This window comes from Arthrobacter sp. FB24 (genome assembly GCF_000196235.1).
Lineage (GTDB): Bacteria > Actinomycetota > Actinomycetes > Actinomycetales > Micrococcaceae > Arthrobacter.
Genome location: NC_008541.1, coordinates 2,005,608 through 2,022,012, shown reverse-complemented (window position 1 = coordinate 2,022,012; position 16,405 = coordinate 2,005,608). Strand labels below are relative to the sequence as shown.

Below are 16,405 nucleotides of genomic sequence, written 5' to 3'. Positions count from 1 at the left end.
ACCTCACCACCACAGTTTCAATACCAACAGGAGAAATCACAATGAGCGAAACATACGTCCCCCAGACCGGAGTCGCCCTGGCCGGCAAAGTCGCCATCATCAGCGGCGCAGCTTCCGGAATCGGCGAAGCCGTCGCCCGGATCTTCGCAGCCAACGAAAGCAAGGTCCTCCTGGTCGACATCGATGAAGAACGTCTCGAGAAGGTCACCGCCAGCATCCGCGGCTACGGACGCGGGGACGTCCATTCCATTCTCGCCGACGTCACCGACGAACAGTCCGTAATAGACCTGTTCGCGTGGGCCAAAACCAACTGGGGAAGCGTGGACCTGATCGTCAACAGCGCCGGTCGCGACTCACTGGCACCGCCCGTCGTCGACGTCACCCTGGATGAGTGGAACAAGACCATGACTCCGAACCTGACCGCTGTCTTCCTGATGTGCCGTGAGGCGTTCCGGATCATGGAAAAGCAGGAAAACGGCGGCCGCATCATTAACATGGGATCGTCCTCCGCCCGTGTCGCCTCCGGCCCGGGCCACAGCCCGTACCGCGCCTCAAAGCACGGCCTGATGGGGTTCAGCAAGAACATCCTCCTGGAGGGCAAAGACAAGAAGATCGGCGTCACCGTCATCAACCCCTCCCACGTCAAGACTCCGATGACCGAGATCATCGACAAGGGTCTGTACGACGGCGACGTCCCCGCCTACATCGACGGCTGGCTCGACAAGAAGGAAATCGAGGAAGGCATCCACGCCAGCTGCATCGAAGTGGACAACGTTGCGGAAATCACCCTCTTCGTCGCCACCCGCACCCCGGACGTTACCATCCCCCAGATCGCCCTCTACCCCACGCACAAAGCCCACCGCTACGGTATGGAGGTCTAAGCCGCCATGAAGGCTGCAATCCTCAACGGACTCAACGACCTCGAATATGCGGACATTCCGGAACCGCAACCAGTCGGCGAAAACCCCGTTCTGGTCCGCGTCGGCGCCGTCGGCGTCTGCGGATCAGACGTCCTGCGCTACGGGCACGGCAAGGCCTACCATTACCCTCTGGTGCTCGGACATGAATTTTCGGCCATCGTCGAGGAAGCCCCCGACAGCCCCCACCTGAGCGCCGGGGACCGGGCTGCGGTTTTCCCGCTGCTGCACAGGCACGGGGATCCCATGTCCGAAATCGGCGAGTACGCTCTCGGAACGGGATACGACTACTTCGGGTCTCGACGTCACGGGGCAATGTCCGAACGGATGTGGGTTCCCGAACAAAGCATTTTCCGGGTTCCGAACGACATGCCCCTGACACACGCGGCAATGGTCGAGCCCGCCGGGGTGGCCCTGCACGCAATGCTCAAGGTGCAGATCCCCACTCATACCACTGCCCTCGTAATTGGCGCGGGCCCGATCGGCGCCTTGGCCGCTCAATGGCTGCGAATCCTTGGTTGCTCGCGCGTGCTGGTGGCGGACATCGACGATCGGAAGCTCGAGATCATGTCGCGGCTCGGTTTCGAAACCATTGACGCCAAGACCGGGAACACCGCAGATCTTGCCCGAGCAGCCACGGACGGCTGGGGCCCGCAGATAGCTGTCGAGGCCACCGGAAACCCGAAAGCGCTCATCCAGGCCATTGAATCAGCCTCGGTCCAAGGACAAGTCGTCCTGCTCGGTGACCTTAGTGGCGACCTGCACCTGGCCAAGGACGCAGTCTCGTCCCTGCTTCGGCGGGAGCTGAGGCTGTACGGGACCTGGAACGCCAAGGTCACCCCGAAGGGCCGCAGCGAATGGGACATGGTCATCGCCCACCTCGGCCGCGACCTGCACGTGGACGAACTGATCAGCCACGTCCGCCCCCTGGACGAAGCACCGGCCGTGTTCCGCCGTCTTACGGACCGCTCCATCTGGTACAACAAGGTGCTCTTCGCCGTGGCCGCCGAGGCGCAGGAAGAGGTACGCACATCATGAAAGCCGCACGGCTTCACTCCCCCGGAAATATCAGGGTCGATGACATCCCCAGACCGTCCGCCGACGCGGGTGACATCATCATCAGAGTCCGGGCCGCGTCGATCTGCGGCACAGACCGTCGGATTGCCGCCAACGGGCATTTCAAGCTTCCGGAAGGGACTCCGCGTGTTCTTGGGCACGAGTTTGCCGGCGAGATTGTGGAGGCGGGCAGCGAGGTCAGTGGTTACGCCGTCGGAGACCGCGTCAGCGTTACGCCCAACGTCGGCTGCGGGACATGCCCCAACTGCCTCGTTGGGCTGAACAACATGTGCCCCTCCTATGAAGCCTTCGGCATCACGATGGACGGGGGCTTCCAGGAGTACGTCCGGATACCCCGCTTTGCCCTCAACCGAGGCAACGTGTTCCACCTTCCGGAGACTGTGGGCTATGCCGAGGCCGCACTGGTCGAACCACTCTCGTGCTGCTACAACGCGGTCAGCAAACTTGATGTCCGACCGGACTCCACCGTGCTGATCATGGGTGCCGGACCCATCGGGGCCTGTCACGTCATGCTGGCAAAGCTCTACGGCGCCCGGAAAGTCATCGTTTCGAACAACCGGCAACCGCGGCTCGACTTCGCGGGTACTCTCGGCGCCGATGTGCTGGTCAACCTCACCGAACGCGACCTGGCCACTGTCGTGGCCGAGGAAACCGGTGGTCTGGGAGTCGATGTTGCCCTGACCTGCGTCTCCAAGCCCGAGGTACAGGCTCAGGCCGTCGACCTGCTGGCAACGCACGGAAGAGTCAATTTCTTTGCCGGACTCGGCAAAGCGCAACCTGTTGCCCTTGACACCAACCGGGTCCACTACCAGGGGCTGACTCTGACCGGTACAACGGGTTCCAGCAATTCCGATTATGCGTCCGCCCTCAGCCTCGTGGGGGAGGGCAGGCTGGACCTCTCGCCACTGATCAGCCAGACGTTCACACTGGATGACATCGAAAAGGCCATGGACTACGCCGGATCAGGCCAAGGGATGAAGGCCATGATCCTCTTCGAATCGAACTAAAGCGCTGCACCTCGAATCCGCAACGCACACAGAAATGGACCGGCGATGACAACGAAGTACATCATGGCGCTGGATGCCGGGACAACCGGTATCCGGGCAATCATCTATGACTCAAAGGTAGAGATCGTAGGCGAAGCGAGCCAGGAGTTCACCCAGATCTACCCCAAGCCGGGGTGGGTGGAACACGATCCCATGGAGATCTGGAATACACAACTGGCCGTGGCACGGCGTGCCCTTCAGGGAGCCGGGATCGATCCGCACGACATCGGTGCGGTCGGCGTCACGAACCAGCGTGAAACCACAGTCGTCTGGGACAGGGACACGGGCAAGCCCATCATGAACGCCATCGTGTGGCAGGACAGGCGCACGGCCGGAGTATGCGACGGCCTCAAAGAGAAGGGTCTGGAGGAGCATGTCCGGTCCACGACCGGGCTGGTCATCGACGCCTACTTCTCCGGCACCAAAATCGCGTGGATCCTGGACAACGTCCCCGGTGCACGGGCCCGTGCGGAGGCCGGCGAGCTGTGCTTCGGCACCATCGACAGCTGGATCATTTGGAACCTGACTGCCGGGGCCGCGCATGTCACCGATTACTCCAATGCGGCGAGGACGATGCTCTTCGACATCAACACCCTGGACTGGGACGACAAACTCCTCGGGGAGCTGGGCGTACCGCGTCTAATGCTCCCCGACGTCCGGCCAAGCAGCGAAGTCTACGGACACACCTGCGACGGAATCTTTGCGGGCGCCCATATCCCGGTCGCCTCGGCAATCGGAGACCAGCAGGCGGCTCTGTTCGGGCAGGCGTGCTTCGACCGCGGCATGGTCAAGGCGACTTACGGCACCGGCGCCAGTCTGGTCATGAATACCGGCGACAAACCAGTCAGCTCGGCGAACGGAATGCTGACCACCATTGCCTGGGGAATCAACGGCGAAGTTGAATATGCGCTTGAAGGACTGATTTTCGTGGCCGCGGCGTCCATCCAATGGCTACGGGATGAGCTCCGGGTCATCTATGATTCGGCCGACAGTGAGTACGCCGCAATGCGGGTGGAGGATTCCGGCGGGGTATACGTTGTTCCCGCGTTCACCGGCCTGGCCGCGCCGTACTGGGACCCGTATGCCCGCGGCGCGATCCTCGGACTCACCCGTGGCTCGAGCCGCAACCACATCATCCGGGCCACGCTCGAATCCATTGCGTTCCAGATCAAGGACGTCATCGATTGCATGGAGGCCGATGCCGGACTCCCCGTCTCCGAAATCCGTGTCGACGGCGGTGCGGTGCGGAACAACTTCCTCATGCAGTTCCAGGCCGACATGGTCAACGTCCCGGTCCTCCGTCCCCGGCAAGTCGAATCCACGGCACGCGGAGCCGCGCTTCTGGCGGGCCTTGCCTGTGGGTTCTGGGCGAGCAAAGACGAACTGCGTGACACATTCGCACTTGACCGGGCCTTCACCCCGGACATGTCTGAAGAAAAACGCTCTGCCCTGTACGCCGGGTGGCAAAAGGCCGTCACCCGCGCCTGCAACTGGGAAGAGCACGAACCCGCCACCCCATCTACCACCAATCCCTAGGAGCGCCCTGTGACGCTACTGCCCGCCGTCGAACCGACGATGTACTTCATCGGTGTCACGACAAACAAATCCTCCATCATGAAAGTTTTCCCGGCGTGGGCAAAAGAGCTCGACCTTGACGCCAGCCTCAAGGGCATCGACCTTCCTTTGGGTGCTCCGCCGGAGGCCTACCGGGACGTCGTCGGATTCATAAAATCCGACCCAATGTCGCTCGGCGCACTCGTGACGACCCACAAGCTGGACATCGTCAGCGCAGCCCGGGACCTCTTCGACGAATTTGGCCCTGACGCACAGCTTCTCCATGAAATCAGCAGCATCAGCAAACGGTCCCCACTGTTGTGGGGCAATGCTATGGACGCCGTCACCAGCGGCCTGTCCCTGGAAGCCATCCTTCCCGAGAACTACTGGGAAGACTCGTCAGCGGACCTGGTGCTGCTCGGCGCGGGCGGCTCCTCGCTGGCCCTCACACTGTATCTGCATAAGCGGGCCGCTGCCGGCCTGCCGGGACCCAAAAAGATCATCGTCACCAATCGCCGGAACCTGCGGCTCGAGGAAATGCAGGCCATGCACGCCCGGCTCGGGAGCGCGCTGCCGATCACATACGTCCAGGCCACAGCTGGATCGACCAATGATGAAGTCGTCGCCAACGCATCCCCTGGATCGGTGATCATCAACGCCACGGGCTTGGGAAAGGACCGTCCGGGCTCGCCCTTGACGGACGGCGTCATTTTCCCCCAGGGGGCCATTGCCTGGGATTTCAACTACCGCGGAGACCTCGTCTTCCTGGATCAGGCCCGTGCACAACACCCGGAGCTCCAGGTCCGGGTCGAAGACGGCTGGGTCTACTTCATTCATGGCTGGACCAGAGTGATCGCCGACGTATTCGATATCGACATACCCACCCATGGAGCGGATTTCGACCGTCTTTCCGACATTGCCCACACCGTATCCCAGAAGGAGAACCCCTCATGAACGCCTCCCCCGCAACCACCGTCAAAGCAGTAGTCACCGACTTCAATGTCACCACCGGACTGTCAACCACCAAGGCCCCCCTGCAGCGCCGACTGTCAGCAATGGCTGATATGTACGCCGACCAGGAAGCCGCGGACGCCCAGCTCGCCCAGGAGGACACACTTGTCTACGAGTTCTTCGACATGGGTGTGCCCTCTACCAGCGGCGACGTTGCCTACGGGACCAGCATCACCTATCCGGGAAAAGTAGGCGACGAATACCACATGACCAAGGGTCACTTCCATGAAGTCCTGGACACGGCGGAGATCTACTACTGCTTGAGCGGCCGCGGTTACATGCTGATGGAGAACCCCGAAGGTGACTGGCAGGCTGCCGAATTCACGCCCGGCCAGGCCGTGTACGTTCCGCGGCGCTACGCCCACCGAAGCATCAACGTCTCCGCCACGGAGCCCCTGGTCACATTCTTCGCATTCCCCGGGCACGCCGGACACGACTACGGAACCATTGAAACCAAGGGCTTCCGGAAACTATGCGTGGAGCGCGATGGCAAGGCGGAGTTCATTGACAACCCACGCTGGCAGGCCTGATGTCCATGGCTTCGCTGAACCTCACCGAGCCAGGCCGCAACGGCCGCATTGCAGTGACCCCCCGCTCCTTGTCAGACGGGGGGCACCCTGCCCTGCAGAAGCTGGAACGCGCAGGATACGAACTGGTTTATCCGTCTCCCGGTGCAGTGCCCAATGAAGATCAGATCCGCGCCGGCGTGTCGGAGTGCGTCGGCTACCTTGCGGGCACCGAACGCCTTTCCGGACAGGTACTGGAGGACCTTACTCGGCTGAAAGCCATCTCCCGGAACGGCGTCGGCGTGGATTCGATCGATGTCGAAGCGGCCGAGCGTCTGGGGATCAACGTACTCACCGCGCCAGGCGCCAACTCGCAGGGAGTAGCGGAACTTACCATCGCACTGATTCTGGCCGGGAGCCGCAGCATCCCCTGGCACGATGCCCAGCTGAAGTCGGGCCAATGGAACCGCCGGCCCGGCAATGAAGTGTCAGGGAAAGTCCTTGGTCTGATCGGATGCGGCCAGATCGGCCGGCGGGTTGCGACGATGGCGCTTGGACTAGGCATGAAGGTGATTGCCTTCGACGAATATCCCGTGACATCGTTCGCTCCTTCGCCCGACTTCTCATGGGCACCACGGGAGCGTGTTTTGTCATCGAGCCACGTCGTATCGCTGCACACTCCGCCGTCCGGGCAACCGGTTCTCGGAGCCGCGGCAATCCGGCTGCTCCAATGGGGTACCGGCGTCATCAACACTGCGCGGGCATCCCTGATCGACGACGAGGCGCTGCTACAGGCTCTCGACTCCGGGCAGGTCGAGTATCTGGCCACCGACGTGTTCAGTTCCGAACCCCCTGCACCCAGCCGGCTGATTACGCACCCGAGGGTCATCACAACGCCGCACATCGGTGGATACACTAAGGAAAGCGTGGACCGAGCCACACAGGCCGCTGTGGACAACCTGCTTCACGCCCTCGCCACCTAGGGACTAGACCGGAGACTGCAATATGACGGAGACCATCACCGGCGGCGGACTGCTGCACCGGATCTCGGGGCGGCTGCCGTACCTCCCGCCTTCACTCCGCCAGGTCGCAGAAGCGGTGCTGAAGTCCCCGGAGCAAGCGCAAACCATGACCATTTCGGAACTGGCTGTGGCAGCCGGGGTCGGTGAGTCCACGGTGTCCCGATTCGTCAAGGAACTGGGCATTGACGGTTACAAATCAATGCTGCTGGGCCTGGCCGAAGCCACGTTTATTTCCAAGGCTGCCACGAGTGCCCGCACGGCAGATTCTGAGGTCGTATACGAAGGCGTCAACCGCGGCGACACAGCCGCTGAGATCGCGGGAAAGGTCGAGCGCAGCAGCGTCCAGTCCCTGCGGCGCACCGGTCAACGGCAGGATGTTGAGGCAATTCAGCGGGCTGTAGACCTGATCGATGCGTCGAACACCGTGATTTTCAGCTGCATGGGGTCGTCCAGCATTGCCGCCGAGGAAGCAGTCATGCGCTTCACCCGTGCCGGCAAGAAATGCATGCTTTACCGCGACACCACAATTCAGGTCATGCTGGCAGCGATCATTGAACCCGGTGATTTGCTGATCGGCATCAGCGACTCCGGGCGCAGCACCCCGATCATCGATGCAATGCATCTCGCTCGGCAACGTGGTGCGGCGACCATTGCCATCACCGGAGCCGAAGGTTCCCCGCTGCGCAATTACGCGGACGTTGTGCTCTATACGGCCACCGTCCCCAGTGGCGGGGAACTCTACGGGGAATCCGTGACGAGCAAGTGGGGGCAGTTGCTCGTCATCGACATCCTGTACGCAACCTATGCCAGCAGGCACTATGACGCGACAGTTGAACATCTCAAGCAGACTTACCAAAGCGCAATTCGCCAGTCACGAACCAGCCCCTCTGACTCTGCACAACACGCTGGCTGATGGGACACTGGCCGGCCGTCTTCAGAATTCTTCCGCCAGGCTGGTGCAGCGGCCTGATCGGGTTTCGCTCGGCCTGCTGGACCAGGCCTGCGTCGCACTGACCCTGGTGGACAGGCCGGTCCCGCCAGAAGCGAAGGATGGGTTCTCAAACGAGGGGCCGCGAGGTCGGCGTGTGCACGGACCAGCTCGCCTCGGCCGGAGACCCCTGATACGGCATTGGAACGCCTACCCAGCCGCTTTCGGGTTCCAGGGTTCCGCGGTGCTCCCGGTGAGGCGGGCGGGCTTGGAACTCTGTCCTGGCGCTGTCGTTGGCCGCCACTCCTCGACCCAACTTAGGAGGTCGGACGCCTCAAGCGAGTCACGAGTCAGGTGCGCCCAAGGTTGCTGGCCCGGAGTGGGAATGGCGATAACCTTCATTCCGGCGGAGCGTGCTGAAGCGGCGCCGGCCTCGGAATCCTCAATCGCAAGGCAATCCTTCGGATCCAGGTCCAGGGCGTCTGCTGCGGCGAGATAGACGTCGGGGGCCGGCTTCGGATGCGCGACCTCGTCGGCCGATACCGTGATGTCGAAACCTGCGCCGAAATCCCCACGAAGCAAGGCGGTATCCAGTATGCGACGTGCCGAGTTGCTGGCCACTGCGGTAGCCACACGCAAGGAGGCGGCGGCGACAAAACGCCGCGCGCCTGGCATTGGCGCAGCAGATTGAGCGACCATGGTTATGTTCACCCGTAGTAACTGATCAATGACCCTGCCCGGATCTGATCCCGCACGACCGGCAATGAGCGGCCCGATTCGGCTCGCTGGAAGGCCGACCAGTTTGCGTTGAAATTCGGCGTCAAACAGGACCCCGTGGCTCTCGCTGACGCTACGTTGGGTCAGCATCCACAATGATTCGGTATCCATCAGCAGCCCATCACAGTCAAAGACCACGCCGCGCGGCTGCCACAAGCCGAAAGCACGGCGAAACTCCGAAGGATCCTCCCGACTGTTCATCACAGGATTCACGGCAGTCACCTCTCCGTCCCAAGGGCGGCAGCTGCTCCCATCATCTTGCACGTGGTCATGATGGCAACGCCGCAGATTGCGCCTCGCACTGACAATTGTTCATTAAGCGCCTCTCTCTACCTAGTCCCTCGTCCTGGAGATGATGCCGGCCGAGGCGTGCCGGGAAGCAAGGAGCTCCGGCAAAAGTGCCACTGCGAGATCATCTGGATCGAAGGAAATATAGAGTCTCATGGAACGGATACTAAGTCCATTGTACGATAATAGTTGCCAGGAATCACCCTGCAGGCATCCTTCAAGTCGGACGGAATACTAAATGAATGGCTCCAACCCGCGAATTGTCCCTGACGCCCCAGGAGCTGCGCTGAGGAAGTATCTGTTCCAGGGCTCTGTTGGCCAGTCAATTACGGCTCAACTGGACATCTCCGGCTATGCGATGGCATCGGATGATCGGGAACACCACAGCACGTGGCCGAGCCATTGTGCGGTCGCCTGATGACGGGCCAAGTTCCTCTTGAGCCTGCTGACTGCGGCCCAAGCTTAGCGGCCGTTTACAGACCCGAACCTGGCGATCACGTCAAAATTGAGCGCGATGGTGCTGAGGTCCACTCAGGGGTTGTCGAGATCGTCAGCGAGGATTTTCGAAAAGTGTGGCTGAAGGCCGAAGGCGTCAACCTGCGGCGACTGTTCGACATAAGCGAAGGCTACGAATTCGTCCTCTGCTCGACGGCGGCGCTCCCCTAGATCGCGGCCGAAATCTCCGCCGCCGCTTCCTTCAACAACGCCCCGTACTCGTCCTGATGCGGGACGATATCGTCGCGGAGCCCGGCGACGGACAACGCCCCACGCAATTCGCCCCGGGTGTCAAACAATGGCACGCCCAAAGCAGCAACTCCGATAGTCACGTCCTCGTCGGAGATACTGAAGCCACGGTCGCGGGTGAGCACGGCATCTGCTTCAATCTGGTGTGCTGTTACGAGGGTATGTGGGGTGAGTTTCTGCAACGGGGCCGCCGAAGTTACATGCCATCGAAGCGGCTCATCCCAGGCCAGGATGGCACGTGAGGCCGCGCCCGCATGCGGTGGAAGGGTTCCTCCGGGATTGAGGAGCAGGAGAGTGACCTTCGTACCCTTAACCCAATCCAGGCACGCAACCATCTGATGGCGGAGGGCACAAAGGTACACCGTCTGTCCGGTCTGTTCGTTCAGGCGGGCCATCGCCGGGCGGGCAGCGCGTACTTCCGGGATACCCTCAACAGCAGCGTCGGCAAGGTGCAGAATTTCAGTTCCCAACTGGGCACGGCCATCGTCCCGCAGCCCTATGAGGCCAACGTGTTGAAGGGCATCCAGCAACCGGTACACGCTGGGACGGGGCATCGATAGTTCATCGGCGATGTCCACCACCGACAGCGGACCGCGGTCCGCCAGCGCATTGAGCAGATCGGCGCTATTTGCCATGACACGGATCGGTTTCGCGGCCACTAGACTGCCCTTCTTTCGTGGAGGTCCGGGGCGCTTTCCGTGGCGCGCAATGCGCCCAGTGCGCGACTGACGGTATCGGCCGCCGATTTGACGCTTGCGACGAGATCGTAGCCGCTGTGGAATACGCGATGCGTCTGCCCGCTGATGGACAGCGCGCCCACCACTGAACCCTTGTGGTTGAAGATCGGTGCGCCAACCCCCCCGATTCCCTGGCCCCAATCGTCGTGGGCCACGGCCACTCCAGCAGCAGCCGTTTCTGAAAGTTTTTCCCGCAGGCTTTCGGGGCTCGGGGCCACTGGTCCGAACAGGGGATCATCCGGCAGTTCCCGGAGGTAGCGTTCAACGATATCGGCAGATTCGAATGCCAGAATGGCACGCGGCGCGGCCCCCTGCCCCAGAGGCATTGACTCGCCCAGCCTCAGGTTGTGTATCTGGACATCGAGGCCGTCAATTCGGTCGATGCACACGGCACGAAGCCCTCTTCGGATACAGAGGAACGCAGTCTGACCGGTTTCTGCGTGGAGCCTCTCGAGCTCGGGCCTGGCGAGTTCGCGCAGATCCAGCTGCGACTCCAGCCTGGCACCGAGCCTGACAAATCCGAGACCCAGGCGCATCTTCCCTCGACGTGACCCCGGCTCGACCCATCCGATCATTTCTAGCGTTGAGAGGAGCCGATACAGGGAGCTGGCGGGCTCCCCGGTGCGTTCGGCGAGTTCATTCACTGAGAGTTCGCCGGCATCCGCTATGACTTGGAGGACCAGGGCGGATTTTGTCACCAGGTTCATTCCACCGCTGGGGTCGACTGCTTCCGACATTGGAACCTCTCACGTAGCGGACATTCATTCATGAGTCACGATACGTATCTGGGTACCAAGACGCAAGATTTGGAACATTCCCCCCCGCCGCGTTCCGAGTTATCACCTTGCGGAAATGCCGTCCACTTGGTGATAGCTTGAAGAGGCTAGCCCCAAAGAACAGTTCGGACATTCAAAGGAGCAGTCGATGTCGCCCTCAACCACCCTCACCACCGGAATCCGGGCCGCGGTTCTTTCCGCCGCCCACCATTTCGAGGTCCAGCATGTCCCGAAACCCAGTCCGGGCCCCGGCGCAGCCCTGGTCCGCGTGTCATACACCGGCATCTGCGGTTCCGACTTTCCAATTGTTGACGGCCGCCATCCCCGTGCCGCAATGCCACTCATCCTGGGGCATGAGATCACCGGCATTCTGGAGGAACCAGGCGGGAGCGGAATTCCCGCGGGCACGAGGGTCGCTGTCAATCCACTGTTGCCTTGCGGTCAGTGCGGTGCCTGCCTAAAAGGGCTGGGGCATGTCTGCCGGAACCTGCGCCTCCTGGGCATCGACGTCCCGGGCTCCATGACTGAAGTCCTGGCCGTTCCGGTGTCGAACCTCTTCGCGTTCTCCGCCGACGCGCCGGCGACCGAAGCGGCTCTGGCCGAACCCCTGGCCGTGGCGGTCCACGCCGTCCGTCGCTCGCGGTTGGCACCGGGAGAGAAGGTACTAATCTTCGGTGCCGGGCCGATAGGAATCCTGGTGGCCCTCGTGGCGAGGTTTCGCGGCGCCAAGGATGTGCTCCTTGTCGAGCCAAGTGAGCAGCGCCGGCACATTGTTGAGGCACTCGGCTTCAGGGCCCTTGCTCCGCAGGACTCTCCGGTCGCTCGCGAAAATCGCGAGGCCACGGCGGACGTTGTGTTTGACTGCGCCGGGCACTCCAGTGTCACGCCGGCACTAACGGAGGCGGCGCCGGTTCGAGGACGCATCGTGATCGTCGCCGTGCACCACGGACCGGCCAATATCGATCTGCGTGAGCTCGCCTTTGCCGAGCAGGAAATCATCGGCGTCCGGGTTTACGAACCGGCCGATTTCGCCGAATCCGTGCAGCTCATCGGAAACCGGGCACTTGGACTCGCAGGAGTCCCGATATCCGAATATCCCCTCGAGGCCGTTGCCGATGCCTTTGCGGAGGCGCGCTCCGCCGCCGGGGCAGTCAAGGTGATCGTGCGCAGCAACAATTAGATACTTCTCATTCAATGGACAACCAGTCCGCATAACGGTAATCTTTTACTCACGACTTCCTGACTACGATCAATGAGGACAATGTCATGTCAACCAAACAAGAAATTCGTGCGACGACCGCCGAACTCCAAGAACTGGCCTCCCGCGGTCGATGGCACGTCCTCCAGACGGTGGCGGACGCCAAGGCCGGCCACATCGGTGGCCCGCTCTCGGCGATGGACCTGCTCGTCTACCTCTATTTCAACGAGCTTTCCGTTGACCCGCGCAACCCACAGGAACCGTCCCGGGACCGTTTCATCCTCTCTAAGGGCCACTGCGCCATCGGGTTATACGCCGTGCTGGCATTGCGCGGGTATTTCCCGGTGGAGGAACTGGCCACCTTTGATCAAGGCGGTTCCCGACTGCAGGGACACCCCGACATGAAACTGACGCCGGGCGTCGACTCATCCAGCGGCTCCTTGGGCCAGGGCCTGTCGGCGGGCGCCGGAATGGCCCTGGCCGCAAAGCGGCTGGGCGCCGATTTCCACACCTGGGTCATGCTGGGTGATGGTGAACTCGAAGAAGGCATGGTCTGGGAGGCAGTCCACACATGCCGCCGCTTCAAATTGGACAACCTGACCGCGGTCGTCGATCTCAACGGGCTCCAGCAATACGGCTGGCCGGTCTCGGAAGAAGGTGACCGCTTCGATCGCTCCAATCCGTGGGCCGGAGTGGACCTGACAGGAGTCTTCAGCAGCTTCGGCTGGAACGTCATCAACATCGACGGCCACGACTTCGACGAGATTCAGGCAGCATTCGATCGCGTCCGGGAACTGCGCGGATCCGACAAACCAACGGTGATTCTCGCTAAGACGACGAAGGGCAAGGGTGTGTCGTTCGCCGAAGGCACGTACAAGTGGCATAACGGCGTGGCCACTAAGGACCAGCTGACCACCGCAGCAGCAGAGCTCGGCCAGACATTCGAAGGAGAAGCAAAGTGAAGGCGCAACGCGACGTTTGGGGACAGACCCTTGTGGACCTCGCCCGTACGGACTTGCGGGTGGCCGTCGTGGACGGGGACCTCGCCACATCAACCAAAGCCGACCTTTTCGCAGACGCCTTCCCGGACCGCTTCTTCGAAATCGGTATAGCGGAACAGAACATGGTCGGTGTAGCGTTCGGTCTGTCTACGTTGGGCTTCCGACCATGGCTGTCCACGTTCGGCGTCTTCCTGACCCACCGCGCCCTCGATCCGATTCGCATGCTGGTGTCTCAGACCGGTGCGCCGGTGAAGATTGCCGCTTCCTACGCAGGGTTGCTCAACGGCAGCAGCGGCAAGACGCACCAGGACATCGAGGACCTTGCCATCATGCGGGCCATGCCGGGCATGACCGTAATCGCCCCGGCCGATGCCGTGGAAGCCGAGGCAGCAACCCGGTGGGCGGCGGAACACGAGGGCCCGGTATACCTGCGGCTTGCCCGGGACGCCGTCGCCGACGTCTTTAACCCTGGCTATTCCTTTGTCCAGGGGGCAGTCCATATCCTGCGCGAGGGCGACGGTGCCATCCTGGTCTCCACGGGCGTCCAGAGCTCCCGAGTGATGGATGCTGCCGGCCTGCTGGCGGCAGAGGGAATCGAGACGCGCGTCGTGCATGTTCCGTGTCTCAAGCCCCTGGACGAGGCGGCCCTGTTGACGGCCCTGTCCGGGCCTGCCCCGATCTTCACCATCGAAGAGCACAGCATTATCGGAGGACTCGGCGGGCTCGTTAGCGAGCTCGTCACCGGCACCACGCTTGGCAAGACTGTCACCCGACTTGGCTTGGCAGACGCCTGGTCCGAATCCGCTCCAAACGCGTACCTGCTCGACAAGTACGGGCTTTCGGCAGTGCGCGTCGCTGAGCAAGTCAGCCACGCCCTGGCCGACGACTAGCCAACGGGACGCTGATCCCTATGAGCCTCATCACTCAAAAGACCAGCCGCGCAGGAGAAGCCGCCCGGCACGGGGCGCTCAGCACCCGCCGAACCGGGAAGGAGTCAGAGCAAGAGGCTGTCGGCAGACGGCAGGTCGTGGTGACACTGACTCCGTCCCCGGTGGTGGACCGTGTCTACTTCTTTGAAGATTTGGTGCCCGGGACCGTCAACCGGGCGCTCACTGTCGAGCAGTACTTGGGTGGAAACGGCATCAACGTCGCCCGCACCCTGCGGCTGGCCGGTAACCTCACCCGCGCGGTCGCGCCGGTATCGGCCAAGGATCCTTCCGGGCTGGAACTCATGCGCCGGGAGGGCGAGCTTATCCGCACGGTTCTCGTGTCGCCCCCCACGCGCATCAACACCGTGCTGGTTTCCTCGGACGGATCCACCACTAACGCCAACCAGAAGCCAGGACTCCTGCCGGAGGCCGAATGGCGGTCAGTGTGCGAGGCCACCCTGGATGAGCTCCGCACTTTGGACGCCGACTGGCTGGTCGTGGCGGGAGCCCTGCCCATGACAACCGACGGGAACCCTGTGGATCTTCGATGGCTGCTAGCACAGGTCCAGCAGCTTGGGGTCAAAGTATGTCTGGATGTCAACGGTGCCGACCTGGGTCGCTGGGCTACGAGCGGCCTGGTTGACCTAGTGAAACCGAACCTACCGGAATTGGAGTCCGTCGCCGGGCGCCAATTGTCGACTCTCGGGGACGTTGTAGCGGCAGCCCGGGAACTCGTGGACGCAGGAGTCGGCACGGTCCTCGCCAGCATGGGCGCCGACGGTTTGATCGGGGTCTGCCCGAACGGTGTCCGATGGGCCCGCGTTCCAACAGCCCCGGTTATCAACACCACCGGCGCCGGCGACGCGGCCCTGGCGGGCTTCTTAAGTGAAGGAAGCACCATCACGTGTGGTAACGGCGGAAGTCCCTGGACCATAGCGTTTTCCGCCGCCCTGGCACGATCCGCGGCCTGGGGAGCACTGGCTGTCGCCTGTTCGACAACCCTGCTCCAAAGCCTTAACGGAACTCCAGACGTCACCGTGCAGGAGCCTGATGCTACCTTCCGCCTCAACCATTACTGAGCCGTCACACATATAGTTCAAGGAGAAGCAACAATAATGAACGCTCCCACTACCGCCCTGATTACAGGCGGCGCGCAAGGAATCGGCGCGCAAGCGGCAAACACTCTCGCCAGTCGCGGCTGGCGCATTATCGTGGCCGACCTCAATGAAGGACCTGCCAAGGATCTCGCCGAGGAACTCAACAGGCAATACCCGGTGGGCTCCGCGCACTTGGGCTTCGGTGTGGACGTTGCCGACGAGGTAAGCGTCGATTCCCTCCATGCGGCTGTCGCGGACGAAACCGCACGGATCGACGGCTTGGTCAACTGTGCGGGAAATATCCTCCGGCAGCCGGCTGAGGAACTCGACATCGCCCAGTGGCGCCGACTCCTGGACATTCACCTGACCGGTTCCATGCTCATGGCCAAAACGTTCTATCCGATGCTCAAGGCCGCGCGTGGCTCCATTGTCAACATAGGTTCAGTTGGCTCCACCTTGGGGCTGCCGGGCCGAACTGCATACGCCACCGCCAAGACTGGCATGCTCGGCCTGACACGAACCCTGGCGGTTGAATGGGGCCGCCACGGCATCCGCGTCAATGCAGTGGCGCCTGGATACGTCAACACCGAGATGGTCCGCAGTGGCCTGCGAAACGGAACGCTTAGTGAAACGACCCTCATCGGGCGCACTCCCCTGGGCCGGCTCGCGGAACCCGAGGAAATCGCCTCGGTCATCGCGTTCCTCCTGTCCCCCGACGCATCCTTTGTCCATGGGGAGCTAATCAAGATCGACGGCGGCCTCACCATCGATGGAACGTTCAGTTAGCTGTTAGCGCA

At 62.2% G+C, this 16,405-nt stretch carries 17 protein-coding genes; 14 read left to right on the top strand and 3 right to left on the bottom strand.

From position 1 onward, the window contains the following. The first annotated feature begins 41 nt into the window (after positions 1-41). From ARTH_RS09170 to ARTH_RS09135, 8 genes are read left to right on the top strand one after another with little or no spacing between them, the layout of a single operon-like run. Positions 42-881 carry an SDR family oxidoreductase gene (locus ARTH_RS09170; protein ID WP_011691662.1) on the top strand — a complete coding sequence of 280 codons (840 nt, stop codon included), beginning with the start codon at positions 42-44 and terminating at the stop codon, positions 879-881. Between the two features lie 6 nt (positions 882-887). Beyond that, positions 888-1,955, top strand: a complete 1,068-nt coding sequence (locus ARTH_RS09165) for a galactitol-1-phosphate 5-dehydrogenase (RefSeq protein WP_011691661.1) — start codon at positions 888-890, stop codon at positions 1,953-1,955. After that, complete coding sequence (locus ARTH_RS09160) at positions 1,952-3,001, top strand: zinc-dependent dehydrogenase (RefSeq protein WP_011691660.1); 1,050 nt, start codon at positions 1,952-1,954, stop codon at positions 2,999-3,001. The genes ARTH_RS09165 and ARTH_RS09160 overlap by 4 nt, the downstream gene beginning before the upstream one ends. A 45-nt stretch (positions 3,002-3,046) precedes the next feature. Then, positions 3,047-4,576, top strand: a complete 1,530-nt coding sequence (glpK, locus tag ARTH_RS09155; RefSeq protein WP_011691659.1) for a glycerol kinase GlpK — start codon at positions 3,047-3,049, stop codon at positions 4,574-4,576. A 9-nt stretch (positions 4,577-4,585) separates the two neighbouring features. After that, the gene (locus ARTH_RS09150; RefSeq protein ID WP_011691658.1) at positions 4,586-5,548 is read left to right on the top strand and encodes a hypothetical protein; all 963 of its coding nucleotides are present in this window, start codon (positions 4,586-4,588) and stop codon (positions 5,546-5,548) included. Further along, the gene (locus ARTH_RS09145; protein ID WP_011691657.1) at positions 5,545-6,135 is read left to right on the top strand and encodes a glucose-6-phosphate isomerase; all 591 of its coding nucleotides are present in this window, start codon (positions 5,545-5,547) and stop codon (positions 6,133-6,135) included. The genes ARTH_RS09150 and ARTH_RS09145 overlap by 4 nt, the downstream gene beginning before the upstream one ends. Before the next feature lie 5 nt (positions 6,136-6,140). After that, positions 6,141-7,094, top strand: a complete 954-nt coding sequence (locus ARTH_RS09140; RefSeq protein WP_156810649.1) for a phosphoglycerate dehydrogenase — start codon at positions 6,141-6,143, stop codon at positions 7,092-7,094. A 22-nt stretch (positions 7,095-7,116) separates the two neighbouring features. Beyond that, entirely contained in the window at positions 7,117-8,046 is a 930-nt protein-coding gene (locus ARTH_RS09135; protein WP_011691655.1) for a MurR/RpiR family transcriptional regulator, read from the top strand. Between the two features lie 225 nt (positions 8,047-8,271). Here the strand turns inward: ARTH_RS09135 and ARTH_RS09130 are convergent, their stop codons facing one another. Continuing rightward, positions 8,272-9,051: an HAD family hydrolase gene (locus ARTH_RS09130; RefSeq protein WP_232223610.1), complete on the bottom strand. Its 780-nt coding sequence runs from the start codon at positions 9,049-9,051 to the stop codon at positions 8,272-8,274. A gap of 465 nt (positions 9,052-9,516) precedes the next feature. On the opposite strand from ARTH_RS09130, the gene ARTH_RS23835 reads away from it, so the two are divergent. Continuing rightward, entirely contained in the window at positions 9,517-9,792 is a 276-nt protein-coding gene (locus ARTH_RS23835) for a hypothetical protein (protein ID WP_011691653.1), read from the top strand. Here the strand turns inward: ARTH_RS23835 and ARTH_RS09125 are convergent. Beyond that, positions 9,789-10,529 (bottom strand): IclR family transcriptional regulator, encoded by a 741-nt coding sequence (locus ARTH_RS09125; protein ID WP_011691652.1) that lies wholly within the window; start codon positions 10,527-10,529, stop codon positions 9,789-9,791. The genes ARTH_RS23835 and ARTH_RS09125 overlap by 4 nt on opposite strands. Continuing rightward, on the bottom strand, positions 10,529-11,344 hold the full coding sequence (locus ARTH_RS09120; RefSeq protein WP_011691651.1) for an IclR family transcriptional regulator: 816 nt from the start codon (positions 11,342-11,344) through the stop codon (positions 10,529-10,531). The genes ARTH_RS09125 and ARTH_RS09120 overlap by 1 nt, the downstream gene beginning before the upstream one ends. Positions 11,345-11,531: 187 nt before the next feature. Here ARTH_RS09120 and ARTH_RS09115 point away from each other — a divergent pair, with 187 nt between their 5' ends. The 5 genes from ARTH_RS09115 to ARTH_RS09095 all read left to right on the top strand — a co-directional run bounded on the left by ARTH_RS09115 (position 11,532) and on the right by ARTH_RS09095 (position 16,394). Beyond that, positions 11,532-12,563, top strand: a complete 1,032-nt coding sequence (locus ARTH_RS09115; protein WP_011691650.1) for a zinc-dependent alcohol dehydrogenase — start codon at positions 11,532-11,534, stop codon at positions 12,561-12,563. Between the two features lie 86 nt (positions 12,564-12,649). Continuing rightward, positions 12,650-13,543 (top strand): transketolase, encoded by an 894-nt coding sequence (locus ARTH_RS09110; RefSeq protein ID WP_011691649.1) that lies wholly within the window; start codon positions 12,650-12,652, stop codon positions 13,541-13,543. After that, positions 13,540-14,472, top strand: a complete 933-nt coding sequence (locus ARTH_RS09105) for a transketolase family protein (protein ID WP_011691648.1) — start codon at positions 13,540-13,542, stop codon at positions 14,470-14,472. Before ARTH_RS09110 ends, ARTH_RS09105 begins: the two co-directional genes overlap by 4 nt. Before the next feature lie 20 nt (positions 14,473-14,492). Then, the gene (locus tag ARTH_RS09100) at positions 14,493-15,590 is read left to right on the top strand and encodes a 1-phosphofructokinase family hexose kinase (protein WP_083812683.1); all 1,098 of its coding nucleotides are present in this window, start codon (positions 14,493-14,495) and stop codon (positions 15,588-15,590) included. Between the two features lie 36 nt (positions 15,591-15,626). After that, entirely contained in the window at positions 15,627-16,394 is a 768-nt protein-coding gene (locus ARTH_RS09095) for an SDR family NAD(P)-dependent oxidoreductase (RefSeq protein WP_011691646.1), read from the top strand. Positions 16,395-16,405 lie beyond the last annotated feature (11 nt).

Bases quoted from the DNA above. Each gene is read 5' to 3' on its own strand.
- ARTH_RS09135 (WP_011691655.1), top strand. From the start codon at position 7,117: ATGACGGAGACCATCACCGGCGGCGGACTGCTGCACCGGATCTCGGGG.
- ARTH_RS09100 (WP_083812683.1), top strand. From the start codon at position 14,493: ATGAGCCTCATCACTCAAAAGACCAGCCGCGCAGGAGAAGCCGCCCGG.
- ARTH_RS09160 (WP_011691660.1), top strand. From the start codon at position 1,952: ATGAAAGCCGCACGGCTTCACTCCCCCGGAAATATCAGGGTCGATGAC.
- ARTH_RS09095 (WP_011691646.1), top strand. From the start codon at position 15,627: ATGAACGCTCCCACTACCGCCCTGATTACAGGCGGCGCGCAAGGAATC.
- ARTH_RS09140 (WP_156810649.1), top strand. From the start codon at position 6,141: ATGGCTTCGCTGAACCTCACCGAGCCAGGCCGCAACGGCCGCATTGCA.
- ARTH_RS09115 (WP_011691650.1), top strand. From the start codon at position 11,532: ATGTCGCCCTCAACCACCCTCACCACCGGAATCCGGGCCGCGGTTCTT.
- ARTH_RS09145 (WP_011691657.1), top strand. From the start codon at position 5,545: ATGAACGCCTCCCCCGCAACCACCGTCAAAGCAGTAGTCACCGACTTC.
- glpK (WP_011691659.1), top strand. From the start codon at position 3,047: ATGACAACGAAGTACATCATGGCGCTGGATGCCGGGACAACCGGTATC.
- ARTH_RS09110 (WP_011691649.1), top strand. From the start codon at position 12,650: ATGTCAACCAAACAAGAAATTCGTGCGACGACCGCCGAACTCCAAGAA.
- ARTH_RS09165 (WP_011691661.1), top strand. From the start codon at position 888: ATGAAGGCTGCAATCCTCAACGGACTCAACGACCTCGAATATGCGGAC.
- ARTH_RS09120 (WP_011691651.1), bottom strand. From the start codon at position 11,344: ATGTCGGAAGCAGTCGACCCCAGCGGTGGAATGAACCTGGTGACAAAA.
- ARTH_RS09170 (WP_011691662.1), top strand. From the start codon at position 42: ATGAGCGAAACATACGTCCCCCAGACCGGAGTCGCCCTGGCCGGCAAA.